18 protein-coding genes are annotated in these 21,285 nt (G+C 46.2%); 9 read left to right on the top strand and 9 right to left on the bottom strand.

All coding sequences use genetic code 11. The features are described from left to right. Positions 1-74 precede the first annotated feature (74 nt). The 3 genes from purH to AB1S55_RS07895 all read left to right on the top strand — a co-directional run bounded on the left by purH (position 75) and on the right by AB1S55_RS07895 (position 3,589). The gene (gene purH, locus AB1S55_RS07905) at positions 75-1,652 is read left to right on the top strand and encodes a bifunctional phosphoribosylaminoimidazolecarboxamide formyltransferase/IMP cyclohydrolase (RefSeq protein WP_370981265.1); all 1,578 of its coding nucleotides are present in this window, start codon (positions 75-77) and stop codon (positions 1,650-1,652) included. A gap of 20 nt (positions 1,653-1,672) precedes the next feature. Next, positions 1,673-2,962, top strand: a complete 1,290-nt coding sequence (purD, locus tag AB1S55_RS07900; protein ID WP_370981264.1) for a phosphoribosylamine--glycine ligase — start codon at positions 1,673-1,675, stop codon at positions 2,960-2,962. Positions 2,963-3,145: 183 nt separating this feature from the next. Beyond that, a complete protein-coding gene (locus AB1S55_RS07895) occupies positions 3,146-3,589 on the top strand; it encodes a DUF3859 domain-containing protein (RefSeq protein WP_370981263.1) in 444 nt (147 codons plus the stop codon). Position 3,590: 1 nt separating this feature from the next. Here AB1S55_RS07895 and AB1S55_RS07890 read toward each other — a convergent pair whose 3' ends face one another. Then, entirely contained in the window at positions 3,591-5,054 is a 1,464-nt protein-coding gene (locus AB1S55_RS07890) for an AAA family ATPase (protein ID WP_370981262.1), read from the bottom strand. A 122-nt stretch (positions 5,055-5,176) separates the two neighbouring features. Between AB1S55_RS07890 and coq7 the strand changes: the two genes are divergently transcribed. Continuing rightward, complete coding sequence (gene coq7, locus AB1S55_RS07885) at positions 5,177-5,824, top strand: 2-polyprenyl-3-methyl-6-methoxy-1,4-benzoquinone monooxygenase (protein WP_370981580.1); 648 nt, start codon at positions 5,177-5,179, stop codon at positions 5,822-5,824. A 51-nt stretch (positions 5,825-5,875) separates the two neighbouring features. Here the strand turns inward: coq7 and AB1S55_RS07880 are convergent, their stop codons facing one another. Further along, positions 5,876-6,307, bottom strand: a complete 432-nt coding sequence (locus tag AB1S55_RS07880; protein ID WP_370981261.1) for an OsmC family protein — start codon at positions 6,305-6,307, stop codon at positions 5,876-5,878. 214 nt (positions 6,308-6,521) lie between these two features. Between AB1S55_RS07880 and crp the strand changes: the two genes are divergently transcribed. After that, positions 6,522-7,157 (top strand): cAMP-activated global transcriptional regulator CRP, encoded by a 636-nt coding sequence (gene crp / locus AB1S55_RS07875; RefSeq protein ID WP_370981260.1) that lies wholly within the window; start codon positions 6,522-6,524, stop codon positions 7,155-7,157. A 90-nt stretch (positions 7,158-7,247) separates the two neighbouring features. On the opposite strand, the gene trpC is transcribed toward crp, so the two are convergent. The 3 genes from trpC to AB1S55_RS07860 are packed head-to-tail and all read right to left on the bottom strand — an operon-like array spanning position 7,248 to position 9,715. Then, a complete protein-coding gene (trpC, locus tag AB1S55_RS07870; protein WP_370981259.1) occupies positions 7,248-8,048 on the bottom strand; it encodes an indole-3-glycerol phosphate synthase TrpC in 801 nt (266 codons plus the stop codon). Positions 8,049-8,071: 23 nt separating this feature from the next. Continuing rightward, positions 8,072-9,103, bottom strand: a complete 1,032-nt coding sequence (gene trpD / locus AB1S55_RS07865) for an anthranilate phosphoribosyltransferase (protein ID WP_370981258.1) — start codon at positions 9,101-9,103, stop codon at positions 8,072-8,074. A gap of 27 nt (positions 9,104-9,130) precedes the next feature. Beyond that, on the bottom strand, positions 9,131-9,715 hold the full coding sequence (locus AB1S55_RS07860; protein WP_370981257.1) for an aminodeoxychorismate/anthranilate synthase component II: 585 nt from the start codon (positions 9,713-9,715) through the stop codon (positions 9,131-9,133). 237 nt (positions 9,716-9,952) lie between these two features. Between AB1S55_RS07860 and AB1S55_RS07855 the strand changes: the two genes are divergently transcribed. From AB1S55_RS07855 to prsR, 3 genes are read left to right on the top strand one after another with little or no spacing between them, the layout of a single operon-like run. After that, the gene (locus tag AB1S55_RS07855) at positions 9,953-12,331 is read left to right on the top strand and encodes a DUF1631 family protein (RefSeq protein WP_370981256.1); all 2,379 of its coding nucleotides are present in this window, start codon (positions 9,953-9,955) and stop codon (positions 12,329-12,331) included. 36 nt (positions 12,332-12,367) lie between these two features. Continuing rightward, positions 12,368-14,431 carry an XrtA/PEP-CTERM system histidine kinase PrsK gene (gene prsK / locus AB1S55_RS07850; protein ID WP_370981255.1) on the top strand — a complete coding sequence of 688 codons (2,064 nt, stop codon included), beginning with the start codon at positions 12,368-12,370 and terminating at the stop codon, positions 14,429-14,431. A gap of 2 nt (positions 14,432-14,433) precedes the next feature. Continuing rightward, positions 14,434-15,789, top strand: coding sequence for a PEP-CTERM-box response regulator transcription factor (gene prsR, locus AB1S55_RS07845; RefSeq protein WP_370981254.1), 1,356 nt, complete (start codon positions 14,434-14,436; stop codon positions 15,787-15,789). Positions 15,790-15,844: 55 nt separating this feature from the next. On the opposite strand, the gene trpE is transcribed toward prsR, so the two are convergent. Further along, positions 15,845-17,326, bottom strand: coding sequence for an anthranilate synthase component I (gene trpE / locus AB1S55_RS07840; RefSeq protein WP_370981253.1), 1,482 nt, complete (start codon positions 17,324-17,326; stop codon positions 15,845-15,847). A 106-nt stretch (positions 17,327-17,432) separates the two neighbouring features. After that, positions 17,433-18,098, bottom strand: a complete 666-nt coding sequence (gene rpe, locus AB1S55_RS07835) for a ribulose-phosphate 3-epimerase (protein WP_370981252.1) — start codon at positions 18,096-18,098, stop codon at positions 17,433-17,435. Between the two features lie 252 nt (positions 18,099-18,350). Here rpe and AB1S55_RS07830 point away from each other — a divergent pair, with 252 nt between their 5' ends. Continuing rightward, positions 18,351-19,439, top strand: a complete 1,089-nt coding sequence (locus AB1S55_RS07830; RefSeq protein WP_370981251.1) for a DUF3530 family protein — start codon at positions 18,351-18,353, stop codon at positions 19,437-19,439. Here AB1S55_RS07830 and AB1S55_RS07825 read toward each other — a convergent pair. Together AB1S55_RS07825 and AB1S55_RS07820 are read right to left on the bottom strand one after the other, a co-directional pair. Further along, a complete protein-coding gene (locus AB1S55_RS07825) occupies positions 19,436-20,119 on the bottom strand; it encodes a nucleotidyltransferase family protein (RefSeq protein ID WP_370981250.1) in 684 nt (227 codons plus the stop codon). The two genes, AB1S55_RS07830 and AB1S55_RS07825, sit on opposite strands and share 4 nt — an antisense overlap. Further along, on the bottom strand, positions 20,116-21,117 hold the full coding sequence (locus AB1S55_RS07820) for an aminoglycoside phosphotransferase family protein (protein ID WP_370981249.1): 1,002 nt from the start codon (positions 21,115-21,117) through the stop codon (positions 20,116-20,118). Before AB1S55_RS07820 ends, AB1S55_RS07825 begins: the two co-directional genes overlap by 4 nt. Positions 21,118-21,285 lie beyond the last annotated feature (168 nt).

Raw genomic sequence — 21,285 nt, 5'->3', positions numbered from 1 at the left:
ATGGAAAGGGACACTTGTGTCCCTTTCTTGGTTAAGCAGCCCGCCCACTCCGGCACACACTACAGGCTCACTCCATGACTGAAAAAGCATTGGTAAAAATCAATCGCGCACTGATTAGCGTCAGTGACAAAAGCGGCATTGTCGAATTTGCTCAAGCTCTTAGCGCACAAGGCGTTGAGATCCTATCTACAGGCGGAACCTACCGTCTACTTAAAGACAACAGCATCGCTGTTACCGAAGTCAGTGATTACACCGGCTTCCCTGAAATGATGGACGGACGTGTAAAAACTTTACACCCTAAAGTTCACGGTGGCATCCTCGGCCGTCGCGGCCAAGACGACGCCATCATGGCCGAGCACGGCATCAACGCCATCGACATGGTTGTAGTGAACCTATATCCATTTGCACAGACAGTAGCCAAAGCCGATTGCACTCTGCCAGATGCCATTGAAAACATTGATATCGGCGGCCCAACCATGGTTCGCTCTGCGGCAAAGAACTTTAATGACGTAGCAATTGTTGTAAACGCCAGCAGCTACGATGCTGTATTAGCTGAAATGAAAGCCAATGACGGTCAAATCGCGCGCAATACTCGTTTCGATTTGAGCGTACAGGCTTTTGAACATACCGCAGCCTACGACGGTATGATCGCCAACTACCTAGGTAACAAAGTACAAAGTGACGAAGCTGAGTTCCCTCGCACCTTTAACAGCCAGTTCCAACTAACTCAAACCATGCGCTACGGTGAAAACCCTCACCAAAACGCAGCGTTTTACGTCGACAAAAACTTTGAAGGTGCCAGCATTAGCACTGCCAAGCAACTGCAAGGCAAAGAGCTTAGCTTTAACAATGTTGCTGACACCGACGCGGCCCTTGAAACAGTGAAACAATTTGACGAGCCAGCTTGTGTGATTGTTAAGCACGCCAACCCTTGTGGTGTTGCAGTCGCTGCAAACATTGAAGAAGCCTACCAACAGGCTTTTGCCACCGACCCTGAGTCTGCTTTTGGCGGCATTATTGCGTTTAACCGAGAGCTTGATGAAGCCACAGCTGCCGCCATTGTCGAAAAGCAATTTGTTGAAGTCATTATCGCGCCAACAATCAGCGCCAAAGCTGTAGCAGTTGTTGCGGCCAAGAAAAACGTTCGTCTACTTGAGTGCGGCCAGTGGGCTGACGCCGTAACCGAAGGTTTTGACTACAAAAAGATCACAGGCGGCTTGCTTGTACAAGGCCGTGACAACGGCATCATCACCGCAGCAGATCTCAAGGTGGTAACTAAACGCCAGCCAACCGAAGACGAGATTCGCGACCTTCTATTTGCCTGGAAGGTTGGCAAGATGGTTAAGTCCAACGCCATTGTCTACGCCCTTAACAATCAGACTGTTGGCATAGGTGCAGGCCAAATGAGCCGTGTTAATTCCGCTCGTATTGCTGGCATTAAAGCCGAACACGCCGGTTTTGAAGTGCCGGGTTCTGTTATGGCATCCGACGCCTTTTTCCCTTTCCGCGACGGTATTGATAACGCCGCCAAGGCAGGCATCAAAGCCGTTATCCAGCCAGGTGGCTCTATGCGTGATGAAGAAGTTATCGCTGCCGCAGATGAAGCAGGTATGGCAATGGTCTTCACCGGCATGCGCCATTTCCGCCACTAATTCAGGAGCCTAGAGCAGATATGAAAGTACTCGTTATTGGCGGCGGAGGCCGCGAACATGCTTTGGCTTGGAAAGCGGCTCAAAGCCCCGAAGTTGAAGCCGTTTTTCTTGCACCCGGTAACGCCGGCAGTGCACGTGATGCCAAGCTTAAAAACATCGATTTTGACGCAACAGACTTCGCAAGCCTTGCAGGTTTCGCCAAACTCGAAGGTATTGAGCTAACTATTGTTGGCCCTGAAGTGCCTTTAGTAGAAGGCATTGTTGATTACTTTGCGGAAAAAGGCCTAGCTTGTTTTGGCCCAAGCAAAGGTGCAGCTCAACTAGAAGGCTCTAAGGCTTTCACCAAAGACTTCCTAGCTCGCCACAATATCCCAACTGCGGCCTATGAAAGCTTTACCGAAGTTGAACCAGCCTTGGCCTATCTTCGCAAACACGGCGCTCCAATTGTTGTCAAAGCAGACGGCCTAGCCGCAGGTAAAGGCGTAATAGTTGCTGAAGATTTAGCAACTGCCGAAGAAGCCGTGAAAGATATGCTTAGCGGCAACGCCTTTGGCGACGCAGGCTACCGTGTTGTTATCGAAGAGTTCCTTTCCGGTGAAGAAGCCTCCTTTATTGTCATTGCAGATGGCGTCAATGTTCTGCCAATGGCAACCAGCCAAGATCATAAACGTGCAGGTGATGGCGACAGTGGCCTAAACACCGGCGGCATGGGCGCCTATAGCCCTGCGCCTGTGGTAACCCCCGAAGTCTATGAGCGCATTATGGATGAGGTGATCATGCCCACTATTCGCGGTATGGCCGCCGAGGGCAATGACTACACAGGTTTCTTATACGCCGGCTTGATGATTGACAGCGATGGCACACCTAAAGTGATTGAATATAACTGTCGCTTTGGTGATCCTGAAACTCAGCCTATCATGATGCGCTTACAGAGCGATCTTCCAGCTCTTTGTTTAGCAGCCTTAGATGGCAAGCTAGACCAATGTAAAACAGAGTGGGATGAGCGCCCTGCCGTTGGTGTTGTGCTTGCAGCAGGTGGCTACCCCGGTTCATACAATAAAGGCGATGTCATCAGCGGCCTTGACGGTATCGACACGGATTCGGCAAAAGTTTTCCATGCTGGCACAGCTGATAAAGATGGGCACGTGGTAACCAATGGCGGTCGTGTACTTTGCGCTACCGCGCTGGGTAACTCAGTGACCGAAGCCCAACAAGCAGCTTACAAGCTTGCCAATAATATCGATTGGAAAGATGTCTATAAGCGTAATGACATTGCCTATCGTGCTATTGCTCGTGAGCAAGGCAAGTAAGCACTCGCCTAATAGCTGCATACACAACTGTATGCAGCTATTTTTAGGCCAAGCACCTATCTATTCACTCAAGCTAAACCGATACATATTAAACCCCAAACGCGACTCTGCTTATGCCCGTCCTCAGGCCCAAGGCTCAGCCAAGCTCAGTACTTACACGCCGTAACAGCTTTATCCAACTATATGCCCAAAGCCAAAATTGAAACAAAACTTGTTAGTTATGGAATCTACACAAAGTGGGATGCCAACTGTAAAAAACTGCCCAAGCTGCAGCGCTTTACCACCGAGGTGCCAGCCGAGATCGATATTGAGTTTGGTATGATCATCAACATCAAAAAAGCCAAAGGCAAGCAGATACATTGCTGTATAGACCACCCCGGCGTACTTGATGAGCACGGCCAAAAGCGCCCTCCGTTTAAAGACACACTTTATATAAGAGATAACAACTGGGATTTCTTTCTAGGCGATACCGTTTGGGCTCCTGTGGCCGATAAGCTCGGAAAGTGGGCCTTAAGCATAGAGCTTGAAGGCCAGGTCATTGCACAAAAAACCTTTCATATTGCCCCTTACCAAGAAACCCAAGTCAAACAAGAAGAGTCCTTAAAAGACTTATTATTTGGGGAATAACCTAAGCGGGTACAGAACGCTCTTTAGCCCAAGCCCTCAAGGCGTGAAGCTTCTCTGCCTGCAATACCGACAAGGGCCGAGTTTGAGTTAACGCGCGCTGCAAATACAGCTGCTCTAGCTGGCATTCATCAGCCCTTGCTTGATAGCAAGCCGCTACCACTGCTTGCTCTATTTCGGCACCCGTAAAGCCCTCGCTCATTGCCGCCAAGCTGTTTAAATCAAAGCCTTCACAATGAATGTCACGCTTTTGCATATGGATCGTAAATATATGCTTACGTGTTTCTTGCTCTGGTAAATCAACAAAAAAAACCTCGTCAAAACGCCCTTTTCGCATCAGCTCTGGAGGCAAGACACTGATGTCATTACTCGTGGCGACCAAAATAACCCGGCTCTTTCGCTCTGCCATCCAAGTTAACAAAGTACCGAGTATGCGCTGAGCAACACCACTATCACCATCTTCAGCAAGGCCCTTCTCAATTTCGTCTATCCATAACACACAAGGTTGCATGGTATCGGCAAGGGCTAAAGCCGCTCGTAAATTACGTTCGGTTTCACCGATGTATTTGTTATACAAGGCGGCCATATCCAAGCGCAATAAAGGCAGCTTCCACATACCGGCAATGGCTTTAGCAGCCAAACTTTTACCACCACCTTGCACACCAAAGAGCAACACGCCTTTAGGCGGCTCCAGGTCAACATCCATCAAGGCTGGCTCACGCTGCTTTAACCACCTTTTTAAACCTTCAAAGCCCGCTACACTGGCCAGAGCCTCAGTGTGGTACTCATAGTGCAATACCCCTTGCATATCCATCAATGCGAACTTTGCCTTATTAAGTTTGGGTACATCAGATTCGGTAATAGCGCCATCATCGGCTATCGCCCCCCAAGCCAAACGCCTAACATCTTCATGTGGCAAGCCACGCAAATTGGCAATTAAAGCGTCAAGACTGGCCTTATCAGTCTTAACACGAAGGCCTCGATTTTGCTCTTGCCAGCGCTTGGCCTCCAGGCGCAGCAAGCTTCTGATCTCATCATCGTCTGGCAGAGCTATCGCACTTTTTACACTTAGACGAACAAGCTCTTCTGGCAAACTCAAACGGTGGCTAAGTAACACAAGCTTTTGCCTCTGGGCATCAAAGCGTAAGGCCATATCTTTTAATAAACGAATGACTTTGGCATCGTCCAAAAAGGGGTGTAGATCACAAAGCACAATAAGTAAGGGGCCAGACAAGCCCTTCAAATGACGCAGGGCCGCTTCAGGCTCACAGTATTGCGATGCATCACTTAACTCGAGGCCAAAGCCCAAAGGGCCAATGCCGTCTGTTAAGGTCCACTTCCAAGCCGCCATGCCCAGATCACGAGCATGCGAGCTAACGAGTTCTACGGCTCGCTGTTCATCGTAACTCTCTAAAGCTATCAAAGGCACTCGCCCCTTTAATAAGAGGGCCAGATCATTGTTATCCATATACATCCTTTTTACAGCAGGCTTGATCTCACTAATCTAAACGCAAGAGTTTAGGCTGGACTATTTACTACGCAAAGGTAAAGTGTAAGCCAAAGCCTCAATACAACCCAGCTCGAGAATCGATTAACACCATGCGCCATCTAAGTCTTATTGACCGCTTTATTAGCGAAGCTGACCGCGCCCTGCGCTCCATTAGCCCTCATACTAAACCAGCATTACGCAGCTCTCCTGCTGAAAGCCTTAGCGAGAACGAACTGAGCGATAGCCAGCGACGCCACTCAGCAGGCTTAATGCGCGTCAACCACAGCGGTGAGGTATGTGCACAGGCCCTGTATCAAGGCCAAGCATTAACGGCAAAGCTAAGCGCGGTGAAAAAAGACATGCAACATGCAGCAGATGAGGAGATCGATCACCTCGCTTGGTGTGAAGATAGGTTAAAAGCGCTCGACAGCCACACTAGCCTATTGAATCCAGCATGGTACGGGCTTTCTTTTGGTATAGGCGCTATTGCGGGCTTAATTAGCGATAAGGTCAGTTTAGGCTTTGTAGCCGCCACCGAAGAACGTGTGTGCGCCCACCTTGAAGAACACTTACAAAGCCTTCCCTTAGAAGATAAACGCTCCAGAGCCGTGGTTGAGCAAATGCTCGAAGATGAAGCCAAGCATCAGCATATGGCCTTAGAGGCGGGGGGCTACGACTTTCCCGCCCCGGTAAAGACAGCCATGACGCTAGTCAGTAAAACCATGACTCAAAGTAGTTATCGTATTTAAGAACAAGGAGGGCGGCTTTAACGCTCTCCCAGTTTTTGAAGTGTTCAGTAATTATTCAGCGGCTTCAAGCTCTTCAATTTCATAGCTATGTGTCACCTCAACGCCGGCGGCCTCAAGCATGATGGAAGCCGAACAATATTTCTCCGCAGACAAAGATACCGCTCGCTTTACCAGCGTCTCTTTAAGTTTTGTACCTGTTACTTTGAAGTTCAAGTGAATCTTAGTAAACACCGAAGGCACCGCATCAGCGCGCTCGGCATCTATTTCAACATCGACATTGACGATTTGCTGGCGACTTTTCTCTAAAATAGACACCACATCAAAGGTCGAACAGCCACCCAAACCAAGCAATAGCATCTCCATAGGGCGCGGGCCTTGATTCTCTCCACCATGATCTGGAGGACCATCCATCGTTACGCTGTGGCCGCTACCTGAGTTGCCAATAAATTTGGCCTTACCGGCCCAGTTGACTGTTGCTTTCATGTTTTTATCCAGTGCTGTCAAAAATACTGCAGATTAAGACGCAATATATGTGGTTTAGGTGCCATTTTTTCAAGTGCATGCTGGTATTATGCACTAATTGTATGCAAAGATTCGCCCTGCCCAGTGTGCTGAAATATTTAGTACACGGTGTCAGGATGACAAACCGGCACTATCATAAAAGAACTGGATGTAAAAAGAACCTGAGGGCTCAGCTTTGATTACTGCTCCAATAACACCTCATATCGACAATGTGGATACTTTTTTATCCCACTGTCATCGACGTCGCTTCCCAGCCAAAAGCACATTAATTTATGCAGGCGATACCAGCGACTCTCTGTACTACATCGTCAAAGGTTCCGTTACGGTACTTATTGAAGATGACGAAGGCCGTGAAATGATTGTCGCCTATCTCAATGATGGTGACTTTTTTGGCGAAATGGGTATCTTTGATCAAGAAGATGCACGTAGCGCATGGGTTCGAGCCAAAAGTGAATGTGAAATAGCCGAGATTTCTTACGCTAAATTTCAAGAACTTTCTGAAACGCACCCAGAATTTTTATTTGCCGTCGGTAAGCAAATGGCTAAACGCCTGCGTAATACCACACGTAAAGTCGGCGATCTTGCCTTCTTAGATGTTACCGGACGTGTTGCCCGTACCTTGCTCGATTTAACCAAAGAACCCGACGCAATGACCCACCCAGATGGTATGCAGATTAAAATTACCCGCCAAGAAATAGGCCGTATCGTTGGCTGTTCTCGCGAGATGGTTGGCCGCGTACTTAAAACCTTAGAGGAACAAGGTCTGGTGTCGGTGAAAGGTAAAACCATGGTGGTATTTAATACACGCTAGTACCAACAAGCTTACATACTAAGCATAATTGCACATTAAAAAAGGCGCTGATAAGAGCGCCTTTTTTAATTTTAAAATACAAATCTAAAATTAACGAAATAATTCTGCCAATTTATCGCCTGGCTCAGGCACTCGCATCATACTCTCGCCAACTAAAAAACTGTTAACACCGTGGCGGCGCATAAGTGCAACGTCTTCAGGGGCTAAAATACCACTTTCTGTGACCACAACACGCTCACTGGGTATTTGCTCTAGTAAATCCAGAGTGGTTTGTAAGCCAACTTCAAAAGTATGTAAATTGCGATTGTTAATGCCAATGAGCTTATTAGGCAAGGCCAAGGCCTGCTCTAGCTCTTCATCATTGTGAACTTCGACAAGTACATCTAAACCCAGCTCTAAGGCAAGTTCATTGAGCTCTTTGAGCTTTTCAAATTCCAGCGCAGCAACAATCAACAGAACACAATCTGCGCCCATCGCCTTCGCCTCATATACCTGATAAGGCTCAACCAAAAAATCTTTGCGTATAACCGGTAAGTCACAAGCGGCACGAGCTTGCTTTAAATATTCATCCGCGCCTTGGAAAAAATCGACATCGGTCAGAACCGATAAGCACGCAGCACCCGCTTTAGCATAGCTTTTAGCGCAATCTGCAGGAACAAAATGCTCACGAATAACCCCCTTGCTAGGCGAAGCTTTTTTTATTTCGGCAATGACTGCACTCTCGCCTTTAGCCAGCTTATTAAGCATGCTGTCAACAAAACCACGAAAAGGGGTGTGGCGCTCATTTGCCAGCACTTTTATATCGGCAAAGCTAAGTGTTGCGCTGCGCTCGTTTATTTCTTCATATTTACGCTGAATAATTTTTTTCAGCACGGTAGGAGTGTCTTGCACGTTGTTACCTGTTATTGATATCGTTATTGAGCTTGAGTAAATTGCGCAAGCGCAGTTAATTTCTCTGTGGCAGCACCACTCTGAATTGCGTCCTCTGCCATAGCTACGCCCTCAGCCAAACTACTTGCAATACCCGCAACATAAATAGCCGCACCGGCATTCAAACTAATAATGGCGTGAGCCTTAAGGGCGGCATTATTTTGCTCACCAGTAAAAACAGATTTGATTAGAGCTAAGCTTTCATCTGCACTACTGACTTCCAAGCCGTTCAAATTATCAAACTCAGCCAGGCCTAAATCGGCAGCGCTGATGCGATACTCCAGAATTTCGCCGTTTTTTAGCTCGGCGACATTGGAGTGCCCCACAATCGATAGTTCATCCAAACCGTCATCAGCATGTACCACCATGACATGCTCTGACCCTAGGCGCTGTAGCACTTCAGCCATCGGCCGACACAAAGCGGCACTAAAGACTCCTAGGACTTGCCGCTTAACACCTGCGGGGTTGGTCATAGGCCCTAGCATATTAAAGACCGTACGCAAGCCAAGCTCTTTACGCGGGCCAATAGCATGTTTCATGGCGCCGTGGTGGGCCGGCGCAAACATAAAACCAACACCAATGCTTTCGACGGCCCTAGCAACCAACTCTGGCGACACGTCTAAGCGTACTCCGGCGGCTTCTAAGACATCGGCGCTACCGCTTGAACTGGATACAGAGCGATTGCCATGCTTAGCTACATGACCTCCGGCAGCAGCAACCACAAATGCAGCCGCCGTACTGACATTAAAAATATTGGCGCCATCACCACCGGTACCACAAGTATCAACAAGGTTTTCAGCATTAATAGCAACTGGGGTCGCCAGTTCTCGCATCACCTGAGCGGCCCCCGAAATTTCATCGACGGTCTCGCCCTTCATACGCAAAGCAACCAATAAACCTGCAATTTGCACAGGGCTAGCTTGCCCTGTCATCACTTGCTGCATAACTTCTGCCATTTGTACTTGGCTTAGGCTTTGTTGCTCTACCAATGCGGTGAGCGCTTCATTGATGTTCATATACATCCTTATTTTTATTGAGCAGACTTAGCAGCTTAGATCTAAGAAGTTCTGTAATAACTTATGCCCATGCTCACTTAAGATAGATTCGGGGTGAAACTGCACACCTTCAATCGCATAGTCTCGATGACGAATACCCATGATTTCATCAATTTCACCACTGTCTGTTTGTGTCCACGCAGTGACTTCCAGCCCTTCTGGCAAGCTCTGTTTATCGATGACCAATGAGTGGTAACGTGTAGCATCAAAGGGGCTCGGCAAGCCTTTAAACACGCCTTGACTACTGTGATACATGGGTGACAGTTTGCCGTGCATGACTTTAGCCGCGCGGATAATATCAGCACCAAAAGCTTGGCCTATACTCTGATGTCCCAAGCAAATACCCAAGATGGGAACGTTACCCTTAAAACGCTTAATCACATCAACCGAAACACCTGCCTCGTTAGGCGTACAAGGGCCCGGGCTAACGACAATACGCTCGGGTTGTAAAGCTTCAATTTGCTCCACACTAAGTTCATCATTGCGCACCACCTTTACTTCGGCTTTTAATTCCGCGAGGTATTGCACAACGTTATAGGTAAAAGAATCGTAGTTATCGATCATTAACAACATGATCTAAGGTCCCTAAAGTAAGCGAGGCCCACATTATAGGTTGCCGAGCGTATGAAACAAGCACACAAATCCACTACTGCAGGCTAGGTAGCGAAGCGTGTACAATAAAATGCAACATAACAATACACCGCGCTGCTGGCAGGCAGATAGGAAGCATTCAAGCCCAAAGGTTTGAAATGGAGCTAAGGCCCTTTCTAGAGAACGGTACACGCTTTAATGGAAGGCTTTGCAAGAACGATGATCTCAAATGCAAATAAGGAGCTGCTTCAGCAAATCGCTGAGATTAGCCATGACCATATACAGACCTTATTGGCCGAGCTTTTTAGTTCATCAGACCAACTGTTCTACGAACTCAGTGGCCGAGCGACCACAAACAATGAAGAGAACCTCTACTTTGAGGCCAAGCGAGCCATTCGCTCTGCACGCAACAAGTTTATTAGTGACTTTGGCCAAAAATTAGAAACGTATTTTAAATCGCTTGTCGAAGAACAAAGCCAAGCGTACTTAAACCCCGCAGCTACACCAGAGGCCGACAATGCGCTTTCTATTGTAGATAGCGAAGTACTTGAGCTAGAACTGGCCCAGAAAAACATGGCCGACCGTAGTCGCGATACATACCGCATTGAGCTTCACGAATTAGAAGCTCGCTTAGCTAAACTGCTAGAGCCTCTATTACTTAAGCAACAACACAACCCACTCGCTCCACTTACATTAAGCCAGCTGTTTAGCCAAATCTGTAAGGAGCAGCTAAGCCTCAATATTAAAACCCAACTGATCATGTTTAAGCTTTTTGAAACCCATGTGCTTAAACAGCTAGGGCATGTCTTTGCTGACTGTAATCGGGTGCTTATTAATGCTGGCATACTGCCCAAAGTAGCGCCCCCAAAAAGTAAAACCGTATGCGAAGAAGCAGAGTCAAGATCAGGATTTGAGATAGAGCAGAAAGAAGCACTCGGAGCAGAAACCGCAGCTTCCGAAACTCGGTCAACAGGAGCCTTTTGCTCTAGAGGGAAAATCAAAGCGGCTAATTTCGAACAATTTGAAACAGGCACACAAGCAGTACCGAGTAACAATACCTTCCAACCACTCTCAAGCCAGCTAAAGCATGGGCAAAATCTAACTCAAAACCTAGGTCACCACCAAGGTTTTAATATTGAAGCCTCGGTCTTAAGCGTTTTGATGGCCTCTATACGTACAGCTCGACAAACCCAATTACCGGATATAGACGATCTCGCTAATTACCATGTATTTAGTGAAAACCCCGGAACTTTAATGCCCGCAGCAGAGCTGAGCCAAAAACTAAGCCAGGCTCAAACTCAGCTAGACGCTCGTATCGACCAGGGCGAGCCCAAAAACTATGTGCCCCTTTTAGTTAAACAAATCCTCGCCAAACAAGACCCAAAGAAGCCACAAGCCACCAGTCAACCAGATGAAGACATCATCAACTTAATTGCGTTATTTTTTGACAAAATACTCGAAGATGAGCAGCTGCCAATCGCTGTGCAATCTTTAATCTGCCGCTTACAAATACCTGTATTAAAAGTGGCTTTATACGATAGCAACTTTCTGAATGATCAAAATCACCCCGCGCGCTTACTGATTAATACAATTACAGAAGCAGGCATGGGCATTGATGACAACAAGTCTCTAGAGAAAGACACGCTTTATCAACTGATGAGCCGCATCATCCAGCAGCTAAACCGGCAATTTAAGCTAGACCAAGATTTTTTTAGAACTGCCCGAGCAGAAATTCAAGCAGCCCTGCAAAGCGAACAAGACAAAGCCGCAATCGTCACCAGTAGAACAGAGCAAAGTGAAAGCGGTAAAGTTAAGCTCTCTTGTGCACGCGAAATGGCTCAAACAACGATTTATGAAAAAATTAAAGATCAACAGCTACCGGCTCAGCTAAATGAGTTTTTAGTTAGTACTTGGCTGCAAGTATTACTCATTAGCCACGCCCGTGGTGGCCGCCAATCAAGTGAGTGGATAGAGTACGAGCAAGTCGTGAGTGATCTTGTTTGGATTAGTCAGGGCCATAGCGATACAAAATCGATCGCGCGTCTACAGCGTTTATTACCCAATTTATTACAGCAACTTGCTACAGGCATAGCCTTAACGATCAATAACGATGAGGTCTGTAAAGAGAAGCTCGCTGAACTGGAGCACTTATTAATCAAAGCTGCTAATAATACAAGCCCACAGATACAGCGCCAAGGTATCAACTCCGAACAGCGTATCAAGCTCGGTAAAGATGAGCATGCCACTAAAGCCTGGGAAGATATGGATGCGCTAGAACGCCAACAAAGTCGTTACGAACAACTCAGCAACGAGTTTTATCAAAAAGCTAAAGATATGGCAGAGGGAACTTGGTTTAATTACCTGGGTGAAAAAAAAGCTTTACGCTGCAAACTTAGTGCAAAACTAAACGCGGAAAACTATATTTTTGTTAATCGCTTTGGCTTTAAAGCCTTAAACAAAAGCCGCAGGCAGTTTGCTTATGACATGCAATTTAAAAAAGCGATCGTGCTTTCCAACACACCTTTATTTGATCGAATAATGACAAGTTTAATAACTCGAGTCGGCAACATTAGTAAAGCTAGCCAGCCCCTATCGTAAGCAGCTAACCGTACTATAAAGAGGACAGCCAAACCAATGCAAAGCAGCCTAAGTATTACCGCGCTTATTTACCTTGCATCTAGCTTTATAAGCCTAAGCTTTTTCCTGACGCTGCTCTTACGCTATAAACGCTTACACCTAGGGCCTGCATTTATCGGAGCGGCATTCACACAAAGTACGTTCTTCCTAGGTATTACTCTACTCGACCCCTTTACTCAACAAAAACACCTAGAACATAGCTCTCAGATCATTAGCCAAATATGGCTTATAGAAAGTATACAATTAGGGCTTTGGTTATTTGCGCTTGTTTTAGCCACCCAGCGTTTATGCTCAAATAGCTTACCTAAAATACTGCGCATCAGTGCTTACACCCTCAGTATCGCTATACCAGGGCTAGCACTTAGCAACCTACTCAGCGACTATTTAGAAGACATACAACTGCAAGCATTACAGTGGAGCAGTATTGTTTTTTCCGTATTCTGCTTTCTGAGCTTGGAACAACTCTACCGCAACCTGCCCCACAACAGACCGCTTAGGGTTATTTGCTTAGGCCTTGGCCTTATTTTCATCTTTGATGCGCTAATCTACGCTCACAACCTGATCAACCATGAATTGAATCAAAGCCTTTGGCAAGCCAGAGCCTCCGTTAGCTGTATAGCCCTAGCGTTTACAACTGTCGCTTTACTCTTTTTACGCGACAATCAATTACATCAAGTCAATTTACGCTTCTCTCGTTCGGTGGTTTTTTATAGCACCTCCCTGACTATTTCTGGCGCCCTATTATTGCTTCTTGGCGCCGGCGGTTATTATGTAGAGTTTAATGAGGCTAGCTGGTCGAGTGTGATTTTCTCAGCTATAGCTGCGACAAGCACGATCGCTATCGTACTTTTATTTTCCTCTTCGCAAATACGCCAAGGCATCAATGTCTTTATTAATAAACACCTATTTAATTACAAATACGATTACCGCAATGAGTGGTTAAAACTGATAGACCTGTTATCACTGCCGACAGAGCACAAACAGTGTGGTGATATTGCTATCTCAGCTGCGGCAGACTTGTTTCGCTGTAAAAGTTCGGCTTTATGGTTAGTGCAAGACAGACAGCTTGTCGCCGCCGAGCAACAAGGCTTAAACCCGACACTGAAGCTAGAAAATATCGAACTCGATAGCGCCTTTGCCAAAACACTGGCCCAAGGCTGGGTCTTTGCACCTAGCGCCAACCAAAAACAAATGTGCCAATACAACGACCAACTACCAGATCACGTTGAAGAAATTGATCACTGTTGGTTGATTATGCCCCTACTTGTAGAAGGAACACTTAATGGTTTTATCCTACTTGCCGAACCGCAAAGTAATGAACGCCCCAACTGGGAAGACTTAGACTTAGCTAAAACCGTTGGCCGTCAAATTGCTAGTTATATATCTAGGCATGAGCAAAGTGAACTACTATCTGAAGCGCGCCAGTTTGAGGCAGTTAACAGGCTTTCTGCCTTTTTGATGCATGACTTAAAAAACCTCATAGCACAACAAAGTTTAGTCGTGAAAAACGCAGAAAAACACAAAGATAACCCCGCTTTTGTCGAAGACGCCATTAGCACGATTAGCAATTCGGTAGAGCGTATGAATACCTTATTGCGCAAGCTAAAACAAAATGAGCCCGAACAAATTCAAAGCATTAAATTAAAAACACTCATTCTCGATGCTGTGCGCCGCTGCCAAAAAAGCCTACCAACTCCAAGCCTTAGCAATATAGACCCTGACATCAGTATTAAGGCCGATTTTGACTCATTAGTAATGGTATTCACCCACCTTATTCACAACGCTCAAGACGCGACATCCGACCAAGGCTTTATCGATATTTATTACCAAAACGACAATGAGTACGCCCTCGTCATTATTGAAGATAATGGTGAAGGCATGAGCAATGAATTTATACGTCATAAACTCTTTCGAGCATTTGAAAGTACAAAGGCGGGCAAAGGTATGGGGGTTGGTGTATTTCAGGCTAAGGAATATATAGAATCTATTGGTGGCCACATCGATGTCAAAAGTCAGGTCGGCGAAGGCACGACCTTTACCTTATCAATACCAACGGCGTAAGCATGGCAAAAAAACAACAGCTTAATAAATTACTGATCGTCGAAGATGATACCGGCCTGCAGAGCCAACTGCGCTGGCACTTTGATCAGTACGAAGTCTACATTGCCAGTAATCGCGCACAAGCTATTGATGCCATTCGCCTGCATGAACCGGCTATCGTCTTGCAAGACTTAGGTTTACCGCCTGATGACGAAGGCGTCGAAGAGGGTTTTAAATGCATTCAAGAGATCAGTGCGCTCTCTCCCGCCACAAAAATCATTGTTATGACCGGTAACGCCGATTATGAAAATGCCGTGCGCGCAGTGGCTATGGGAGCTTACGATTTCTACCAAAAGCCCGTTAACCCAGACACTCTCGACCTTATCCTCGAGCGCGCCTTTCATATACACAAACTTGAACAGCAGAATCGCTTGCTGCAAGAACAAATGCACAGCCCTTTAGATGGGGTAATTGCCTGCGACGAAAAAATGCTAAAAATTTGTCGCATGATAGAAAAACTGGCTCCAAGCAATGTCACCTGCACCTTTTTAGGTGAAAGCGGTACGGGTAAAGAAGTACTCGCCAAGGCCCTGCACAACAGCAGCCCCCGCAAAGACAAACGCATGGTCGCCATTAATTGCGCTGCTGTACCTGAAAACTTAATGGAAAGTGAACTTTTTGGTTATGAAAAAGGCGCCTTCACCGGAGCCAGCAAGCGCACCTTAGGCAAGGTTGAAACCGCTAATCACGGTACTCTATTCCTAGATGAAATCGGCGATATGCCTTTGCCTCTACAAGCCAAGTTACTGCGTTTTTTACAAGAGCGGCATATCGAACGCCTTGGTGGCCGTGAAGAGATCCCTGTTGATGTTAGAGTTATCTGTGCAACCAATAAAAACCTACAAGAGCTAGTCAAAGAGGGCCTATTTAGAGAAGACCTTTATTATCGAATCTGTGAAATGGAAATCGCCATCCCACCTCTTCGAGAACGAAGTGGTGACAGCCTATTACTTGCACGACACTTCTTAAAAAAAGCCGCGCAAAAAAATAATAGTAATGTGACTGGTTTCACCCCCGAGGCCTGCGAAATTATCGAGAGTTACACTTGGCCCGGTAATATCAGAGAGATGGAAAACCGAATAAATCGCGGCGTGGTTATGGCAGATGAAAAACTCGTCAGTGCCGATGACCTAGGTATGAGTCTAGAACGAGAGCTGGACCTAAACTTACGTGAAGTGCGCTATAAAGCTGAGCGAGGAGCGATCATGCGAGCTTTATCGATGACAGACAACAATATCAGTTCATCGGCAAAACTATTAGGTGTGACTCGCCCCACCCTGTATGACCTGATGAAAAAATACAATATTGCCCAGATCTAGCAACAAGGTTACTGCCCTAGCTTGAAGCCCAAAAAGGCTTCAAGCTGCAAACAACTTAGCTATTATTAACCCAATCAATAGCACCAAATAAAGCCCGAGCTTTATTCATTGTTTCTTTCCATTCCAGCTCGGGAACAGAGTCCGCAACCACTCCCGCTCCAGCTTGAACATGGGCCTTACCATCTTTAATAACAGCCGTACGTATGGCAATGGCCATATCTAAATGACCATTCCAGCTTAAATAACCAACTGCACCACCATAGATACCACGCTTAACGGGCTCCAGCTCGTCAATAATTTGCATTGCTCTAATTTTAGGTGCGCCTGATAAAGTGCCGGCAGGCAATGATGCTTTTAATACATCCATTGCATCTAATTCGGGTTTGAGCTTCGCTGTTACATTAGAAGTAATATGCAAAACGTGGCTAAAACGCTCAACAACCATTTTTTCAGTCAATGTCACTGAGCCCACTTCAGCAACTCGACCCACATCATTACGACCCAAGTCGATCAGCATTAAATGCTCAGCAATCTCCTTGGGGTCATTAATCAATTCTTTTTCTAACGCTTTATCTTCTTCTTCGGTATAACCGCGACGGCGAGTGCCAGCAATAGGTCTAACGGTGACTTCACCGTCTTCAAGGCGGGCAAGAATTTCAGGGCTTGAACCGACAATTTGAAAATCGCCCAAATCCATAAAATACATATATGGTGAAGGATTTAAGCTGCGTAAAGCGCGATATAGATTAATCGGCTTAGCAGTAAATTCCCCAGTCATACGCTGGGCAAGAACTACCTGCATGGTATCACCAGCAAGGATATAGTCTTTAATCTTTGCCACTGCCTGCATAAAGCTATCGCGGCCATAACTCGACTCAAACACTGTTTCACTTTCGGTTTTGGCTGAGTCGATATTAGCCAGTAAACGATCACTTTTTACCACGCTGTTTTCAAGCTTATCTCGAAGCTCATCAATGCGTGTATGTGCACGCTCAAAAGCCTGCTCTTGAGCAGGGTCAACATTAACAACAAGGTGAATTTTGCCTTGCAAATTATCAAAGACAAGCACTTCGTTAGAAACCATCAGCAAGATGTCGGGCACATCCAGCTCATCGTCAGGAGCATGGCCGGCCAGTTTATCTTCAACATAACGCACAGCGTCATAAGCAAAATAACCAACTAAGCCACCAAAGAAACTGGGTAAACCTTCAAGTTCCGGCACCTTAAAACTGTTCTGATATTCAGCAACAAATTCGAGCGCATCTTTATTTTTAACAAACTCATCGGCCTGAGCCTCACGCTTAATAACAATGCTATCTTCACGAATTTCTACGCGCTCTGATGCATGTAAGCCAATAATGGAATAGCGACCCCATTTTTCACCACCCTGCACAGACTCAAATAGATAACTATAAGGGCCTGCCGCAAGCTTTAAATAAGCAGTTAGAGGGGTTTCCGTATCGGCTAAAATAGTCCGAGTCACGGGAATACGGTTATAGCCTTGCTTGGCAAGGGCTGAAAATTCTTCTTTCTTCATGTTTTATCCTGTTTTGTAGTGGGGGCTAACTGAAACAAAATCAGTCACGCCAACGCTCTACAAAACGAAATCCTGGGCTGTAATGACGCTTTAACACACTCTTACCTTAAAGCCCTTCTAATTCAACACGCATGGCCTTAACAACATCGGCGTAATCATCACTGCCAAAGATAGCCGAACCAGCCACAAACGTATCAGCGCCAGCCTCTGCGACCTGACGAATATTGTTAACACCTACACCACCGTCCACTTCGATACGACACTCGAGACCACGCTCAACAATAAGCGCTTTTGCCTTGCGAATTTTATCCAGCACATAAGGTAAGAACTTCTGACCACCAAAACCTGGGTTGACCGACATAAATAAGAGCATATCCAGCTGATCCAGTACCGGTTCAATAAGAGAAACAGGGCTTGCAGGGTTTAAGACCAAGGCTTTTTTGCATCCTTTAGACTCGATCAGTTTTAGCGATCGGTCCACATGGCGAGACGCCTCCGGATGAAAACTGATGAAATCAGCACCCGCATCAGCAAAGCTAACAATTAAATCGTCTACCGGCTCAACCATCAAATGCACATCGATTGGTGCTGTGACTCCATGCTTACGCAGAGCTTCACAGATCATTGGGCCAAAGGTCAAATTTGGCACATAGTGATTATCCATAACATCAAAATGGATCATATCCGCCCCAGCTGCGAGCACATCATCACACTCCTGCCCTAAACGAGCGAGATCAGCAGCTAAGATTGAAGGGGCAATTAAAAAAGACATGAAACACAACCTGCGTAAGTGCAAAAACAAAATTGTACTAAGGATCGCCCCTATAAATCTATGCCAAGCACACGAGATAGCGCACTGAAGCCTATAAGTGTCGTATTTTGAGCAAAACACAAGCGCCACAATGCATCTAAACTAAAGAGCAAAGACAAGCATAAACCTAAACACACTGGGCTACCCTTGCTAAGACTTGCAACAATACAGAGATTGACATCAAGCTTCTTGCCACTGAGCAAGCAAGTTTTTATGGCTCTTTTAGCAAGCTTACTACTTTCAAGCTTGGCCAGCTTTGCTCAAGACAAAGCAGATGAGCCAAACACCCCCGAAAAAACACAATCCTTGGAGGGTGAAGAGCCGTCAGCGGATGAGGAGTCGTCAGCAGGTAAGGAGCGATCAGCAGAGAACGAGCCATCTGCAAATAAAAACGCCATAGAGCGTACCGTTCCCAAGCCTCACCAAAATCTCATTAAACAACTCAAAGCCAGCTATAAAGCAAATGAACTCAACACTTTGCAAGCAGAAGGTGAAAGCTTTCACGCCCTTTGGCGAAAAGATAGTACTGGTCAAGCCTATGGCGCGGTACTTCTCGTTCCTACAGATGGCCAAACCCCCAACTGGCCATACACAATAGAGCCTCTACGCACCCATTTAAGCACAAGCGGCTGGGCCACCCTGTCTATTGAAATCAGCCCCCATCCTGCAAGCGCGATCCCCTCACGCCCAGCCCCCAAACAAGTAAAAGCAGAACAAAAACCTGCCGAAACAGAAGCCGATGAAAATGGCGATAAAACTGAAAACGACTCAAGCCAAGACGAAGCGGTAGAAAAGCCAATAGAAAATCAGCAAGAAATAACGACAAAAGAAAAAAACACGGAAACAAGCATCAAAAAAGACAGCGGACTTGCGCGCATCGACGCCGCCATCCAGTTTCTCCATAACAACGGACAATTCAATATCGTTTTAGTCGCTTATGGCAATTCCGCTCAACGTGTACTCGACTATGTTTTTACTCACGCTAAAAACCCAACCAAGCAAATGCGAGCCCTAGTATTAGTTAACCCAATGCCGCACAAAGCAGGGGATCTTAATGCAGCACTGACTCGCTTCAACGAACTCAACTTACCAATACTGGATATTAGCTTCTCTCAACACCCTATCGACCAACTTAAGACCCAAGAGCGCCTCAACATTGCCAAAAGCCATAATTTTAACGCCTATGAACAGAGCCTGATTATGGAGCCTCTCCACAGTACATCCAGACAAGAGAACCGCTTAAGTAAACGTATTCGAGGCTTTTTAAACCGCAAAGCCAAAGGCGTTGAAATAGAGCGCTAAGCTAAACGCTGCTGAAGGCTGAGCAAGCGCTCGGGAGTGCCTATATCATCCCACTCACCTTTAAATATCGAGCCTGTCACACGATTGGCATGCATAGCCTCGAGCAAGGCCTCTTTCATAGGGAAAATAGATCTAGCCTTGCTATAAGCGCTAATTAAGCGAGGATCAATCAAGCTGATACCGCTAAAGGTCCAACCTGCTTCTTGAGAAGCAGCCAAGGGCCCTATTCGCTCACCACAAGTAAAATCAAAATCACCCGTTTCTTTAAAAGGCGGGTTCGGAATCAGCACCAAATGGGCAAGCTCTCCTTCATCTAAAGAGCGCTTTAGCAGTTGACTGTAATCGTAATCCGTCCACACATCAGCATTGACCAACAGAAAAGGCTCGTGCCCCAATAAAGGCAATGCTTTTAATAGCCCCCCCCCGGTCTCTAAAGGCTCCTCTTCAAACGACAAGCTAAGCGTTATCCCGCCCAGGTCCATCTGTTTTAACGCAGTTTCTATTTGCTCGGCAAGGTAGCTGACATTAATCACACATTCGCTAACACCTGCAGCAATCAACTTTTGCAACTGATGCTCAAGCAAACTACAGGAGCCGGCCAGCAATAAAGGCTTAGGCTTTTCCAGTGTCAAAGGCCGCATGCGTCGCCCTTCCCCTGCGGCAAAAATCATCGCCTTCATGATGCCAAACTCTGTAATCGAGTACTTAATGTCGGAGAAAGTTGATCTGCAAACAATGAACTTAAGATCCCAGCCTCATCGTATAAAGATAGGACCTCAAGCACATAAGCTAAGACCCGAGGCAGATCTTGCAAATAGTGATGCTTGCCATCTCTTAGAGATAAACGAGCAAAGATACCCAATACTTTTAAGTGACGCTGCAAGCCCATTAAATCAAAAGAGCGTAAGAACTCAGTAGCACCTTGTGCAGGCATAAGACCCGCGTCTGCTGCTAGAGATGCATAAGTTAAAGCCCAGCGCTCTACTCGTTCTCGCGGCCAGTCAATGTAACAATCCTTAAGTAAGCTAACCAAGTCATAGCTTAAAGGGCCATATACAGCGTCTTGAAAATCAATAGTTGCCAAACTTTCATCGGCCAATAAGAGCAAGTTACGACTATGAAAGTCTCGATGAACAATAACTTGAGGCTCAGATATAGCGCTCTCGATCAACATTTGCTTTAGTACCGCTAACGCCGCTTGCTGCTCGACATTAAGCTCAAAAGATAAAAGGTGCGTTAAAAACCACTCATCAAACAAATCTAACTCTCGCTGCAATAAAGCACGGTCATAAGCAGGGAAAAGTGCTGCATCAAGCTCAGAAGCCTGTAAATGCAACAGCATAGACATTGCCTCTGCATAATAGGTATCAACTGTATCCTCATTAAGCTGCGCTTGTAGTAAGGCATCACCTAAATCCTCAAGCAACAAGAACCCTTGTTCACTATCATGAGCTAGGATTTTAGGCACACGCAAGCCACGCTTAGACAGCCAACTAGCCACTGCACAGAATCGCTCAGAATTTTCACTTTCAGGTGGGGCATCCACAAGCAGCACTTTAGCTTGGGTATCTAAACGGTAATATCGTCGAGCGCCGGCATCACCACTCAGTGGCTTAAGCTGCTTAGATTTAAGCTCTATCAATGCCGCTTCACAAGAACGCTCAGCAAAGCCTAACATCGCCTCAGTACGAGCACATAAACTAGACAGAATTCCCTCCTAATAGTATTTTTCAAGCCACAAGTTAAAGTCTGCCTTTAACTTTACTTGAGATATTCGAGCTTGTCCTCGATCCGGCAAGAAATCATCGAAGCACATAGACTGTGCTTTAGTCATTTGCGCAGGTAG

This window comes from Agaribacterium sp. ZY112 (assembly GCF_041346925.1).
In the GTDB taxonomy this organism is placed as follows: Bacteria; Pseudomonadota; Gammaproteobacteria; order Pseudomonadales; family Cellvibrionaceae; genus Agaribacterium.
This window is presented reverse-complemented; position numbering and strand designations above follow the sequence as displayed.

Coding starts and splice junctions, on each gene's coding strand:
- AB1S55_RS07825 (WP_370981250.1), bottom strand. CDS start 20,119: ATGAAGGCGATGATTTTTGCCGCAGGGGAAGGGCGACGCATGCGGCCT.
- AB1S55_RS07860 (WP_370981257.1), bottom strand. CDS start 9,715: ATGTTGTTAATGATCGATAACTACGATTCTTTTACCTATAACGTTGTG.
- trpE (WP_370981253.1), bottom strand. CDS start 17,326: ATGAAGAAAGAAGAATTTTCAGCCCTTGCCAAGCAAGGCTATAACCGT.
- AB1S55_RS07880 (WP_370981261.1), bottom strand. CDS start 6,307: ATGAAAGCAACAGTCAACTGGGCCGGTAAGGCCAAATTTATTGGCAAC.
- purD (WP_370981264.1), top strand. CDS start 1,673: ATGAAAGTACTCGTTATTGGCGGCGGAGGCCGCGAACATGCTTTGGCT.
- trpD (WP_370981258.1), bottom strand. CDS start 9,103: ATGAACATCAATGAAGCGCTCACCGCATTGGTAGAGCAACAAAGCCTA.
- purH (WP_370981265.1), top strand. CDS start 75: ATGACTGAAAAAGCATTGGTAAAAATCAATCGCGCACTGATTAGCGTC.
- AB1S55_RS07830 (WP_370981251.1), top strand. CDS start 18,351: ATGGCTCTTTTAGCAAGCTTACTACTTTCAAGCTTGGCCAGCTTTGCT.
- AB1S55_RS07855 (WP_370981256.1), top strand. CDS start 9,953: ATGATCTCAAATGCAAATAAGGAGCTGCTTCAGCAAATCGCTGAGATT.
- AB1S55_RS07820 (WP_370981249.1), bottom strand. CDS start 21,117: ATGTTAGGCTTTGCTGAGCGTTCTTGTGAAGCGGCATTGATAGAGCTT.
- rpe (WP_370981252.1), bottom strand. CDS start 18,098: ATGTCTTTTTTAATTGCCCCTTCAATCTTAGCTGCTGATCTCGCTCGT.
- AB1S55_RS07890 (WP_370981262.1), bottom strand. CDS start 5,054: ATGGATAACAATGATCTGGCCCTCTTATTAAAGGGGCGAGTGCCTTTG.
- prsK (WP_370981255.1), top strand. CDS start 12,368: ATGCAAAGCAGCCTAAGTATTACCGCGCTTATTTACCTTGCATCTAGC.
- AB1S55_RS07895 (WP_370981263.1), top strand. CDS start 3,146: ATGCCCAAAGCCAAAATTGAAACAAAACTTGTTAGTTATGGAATCTAC.
- prsR (WP_370981254.1), top strand. CDS start 14,434: ATGGCAAAAAAACAACAGCTTAATAAATTACTGATCGTCGAAGATGAT.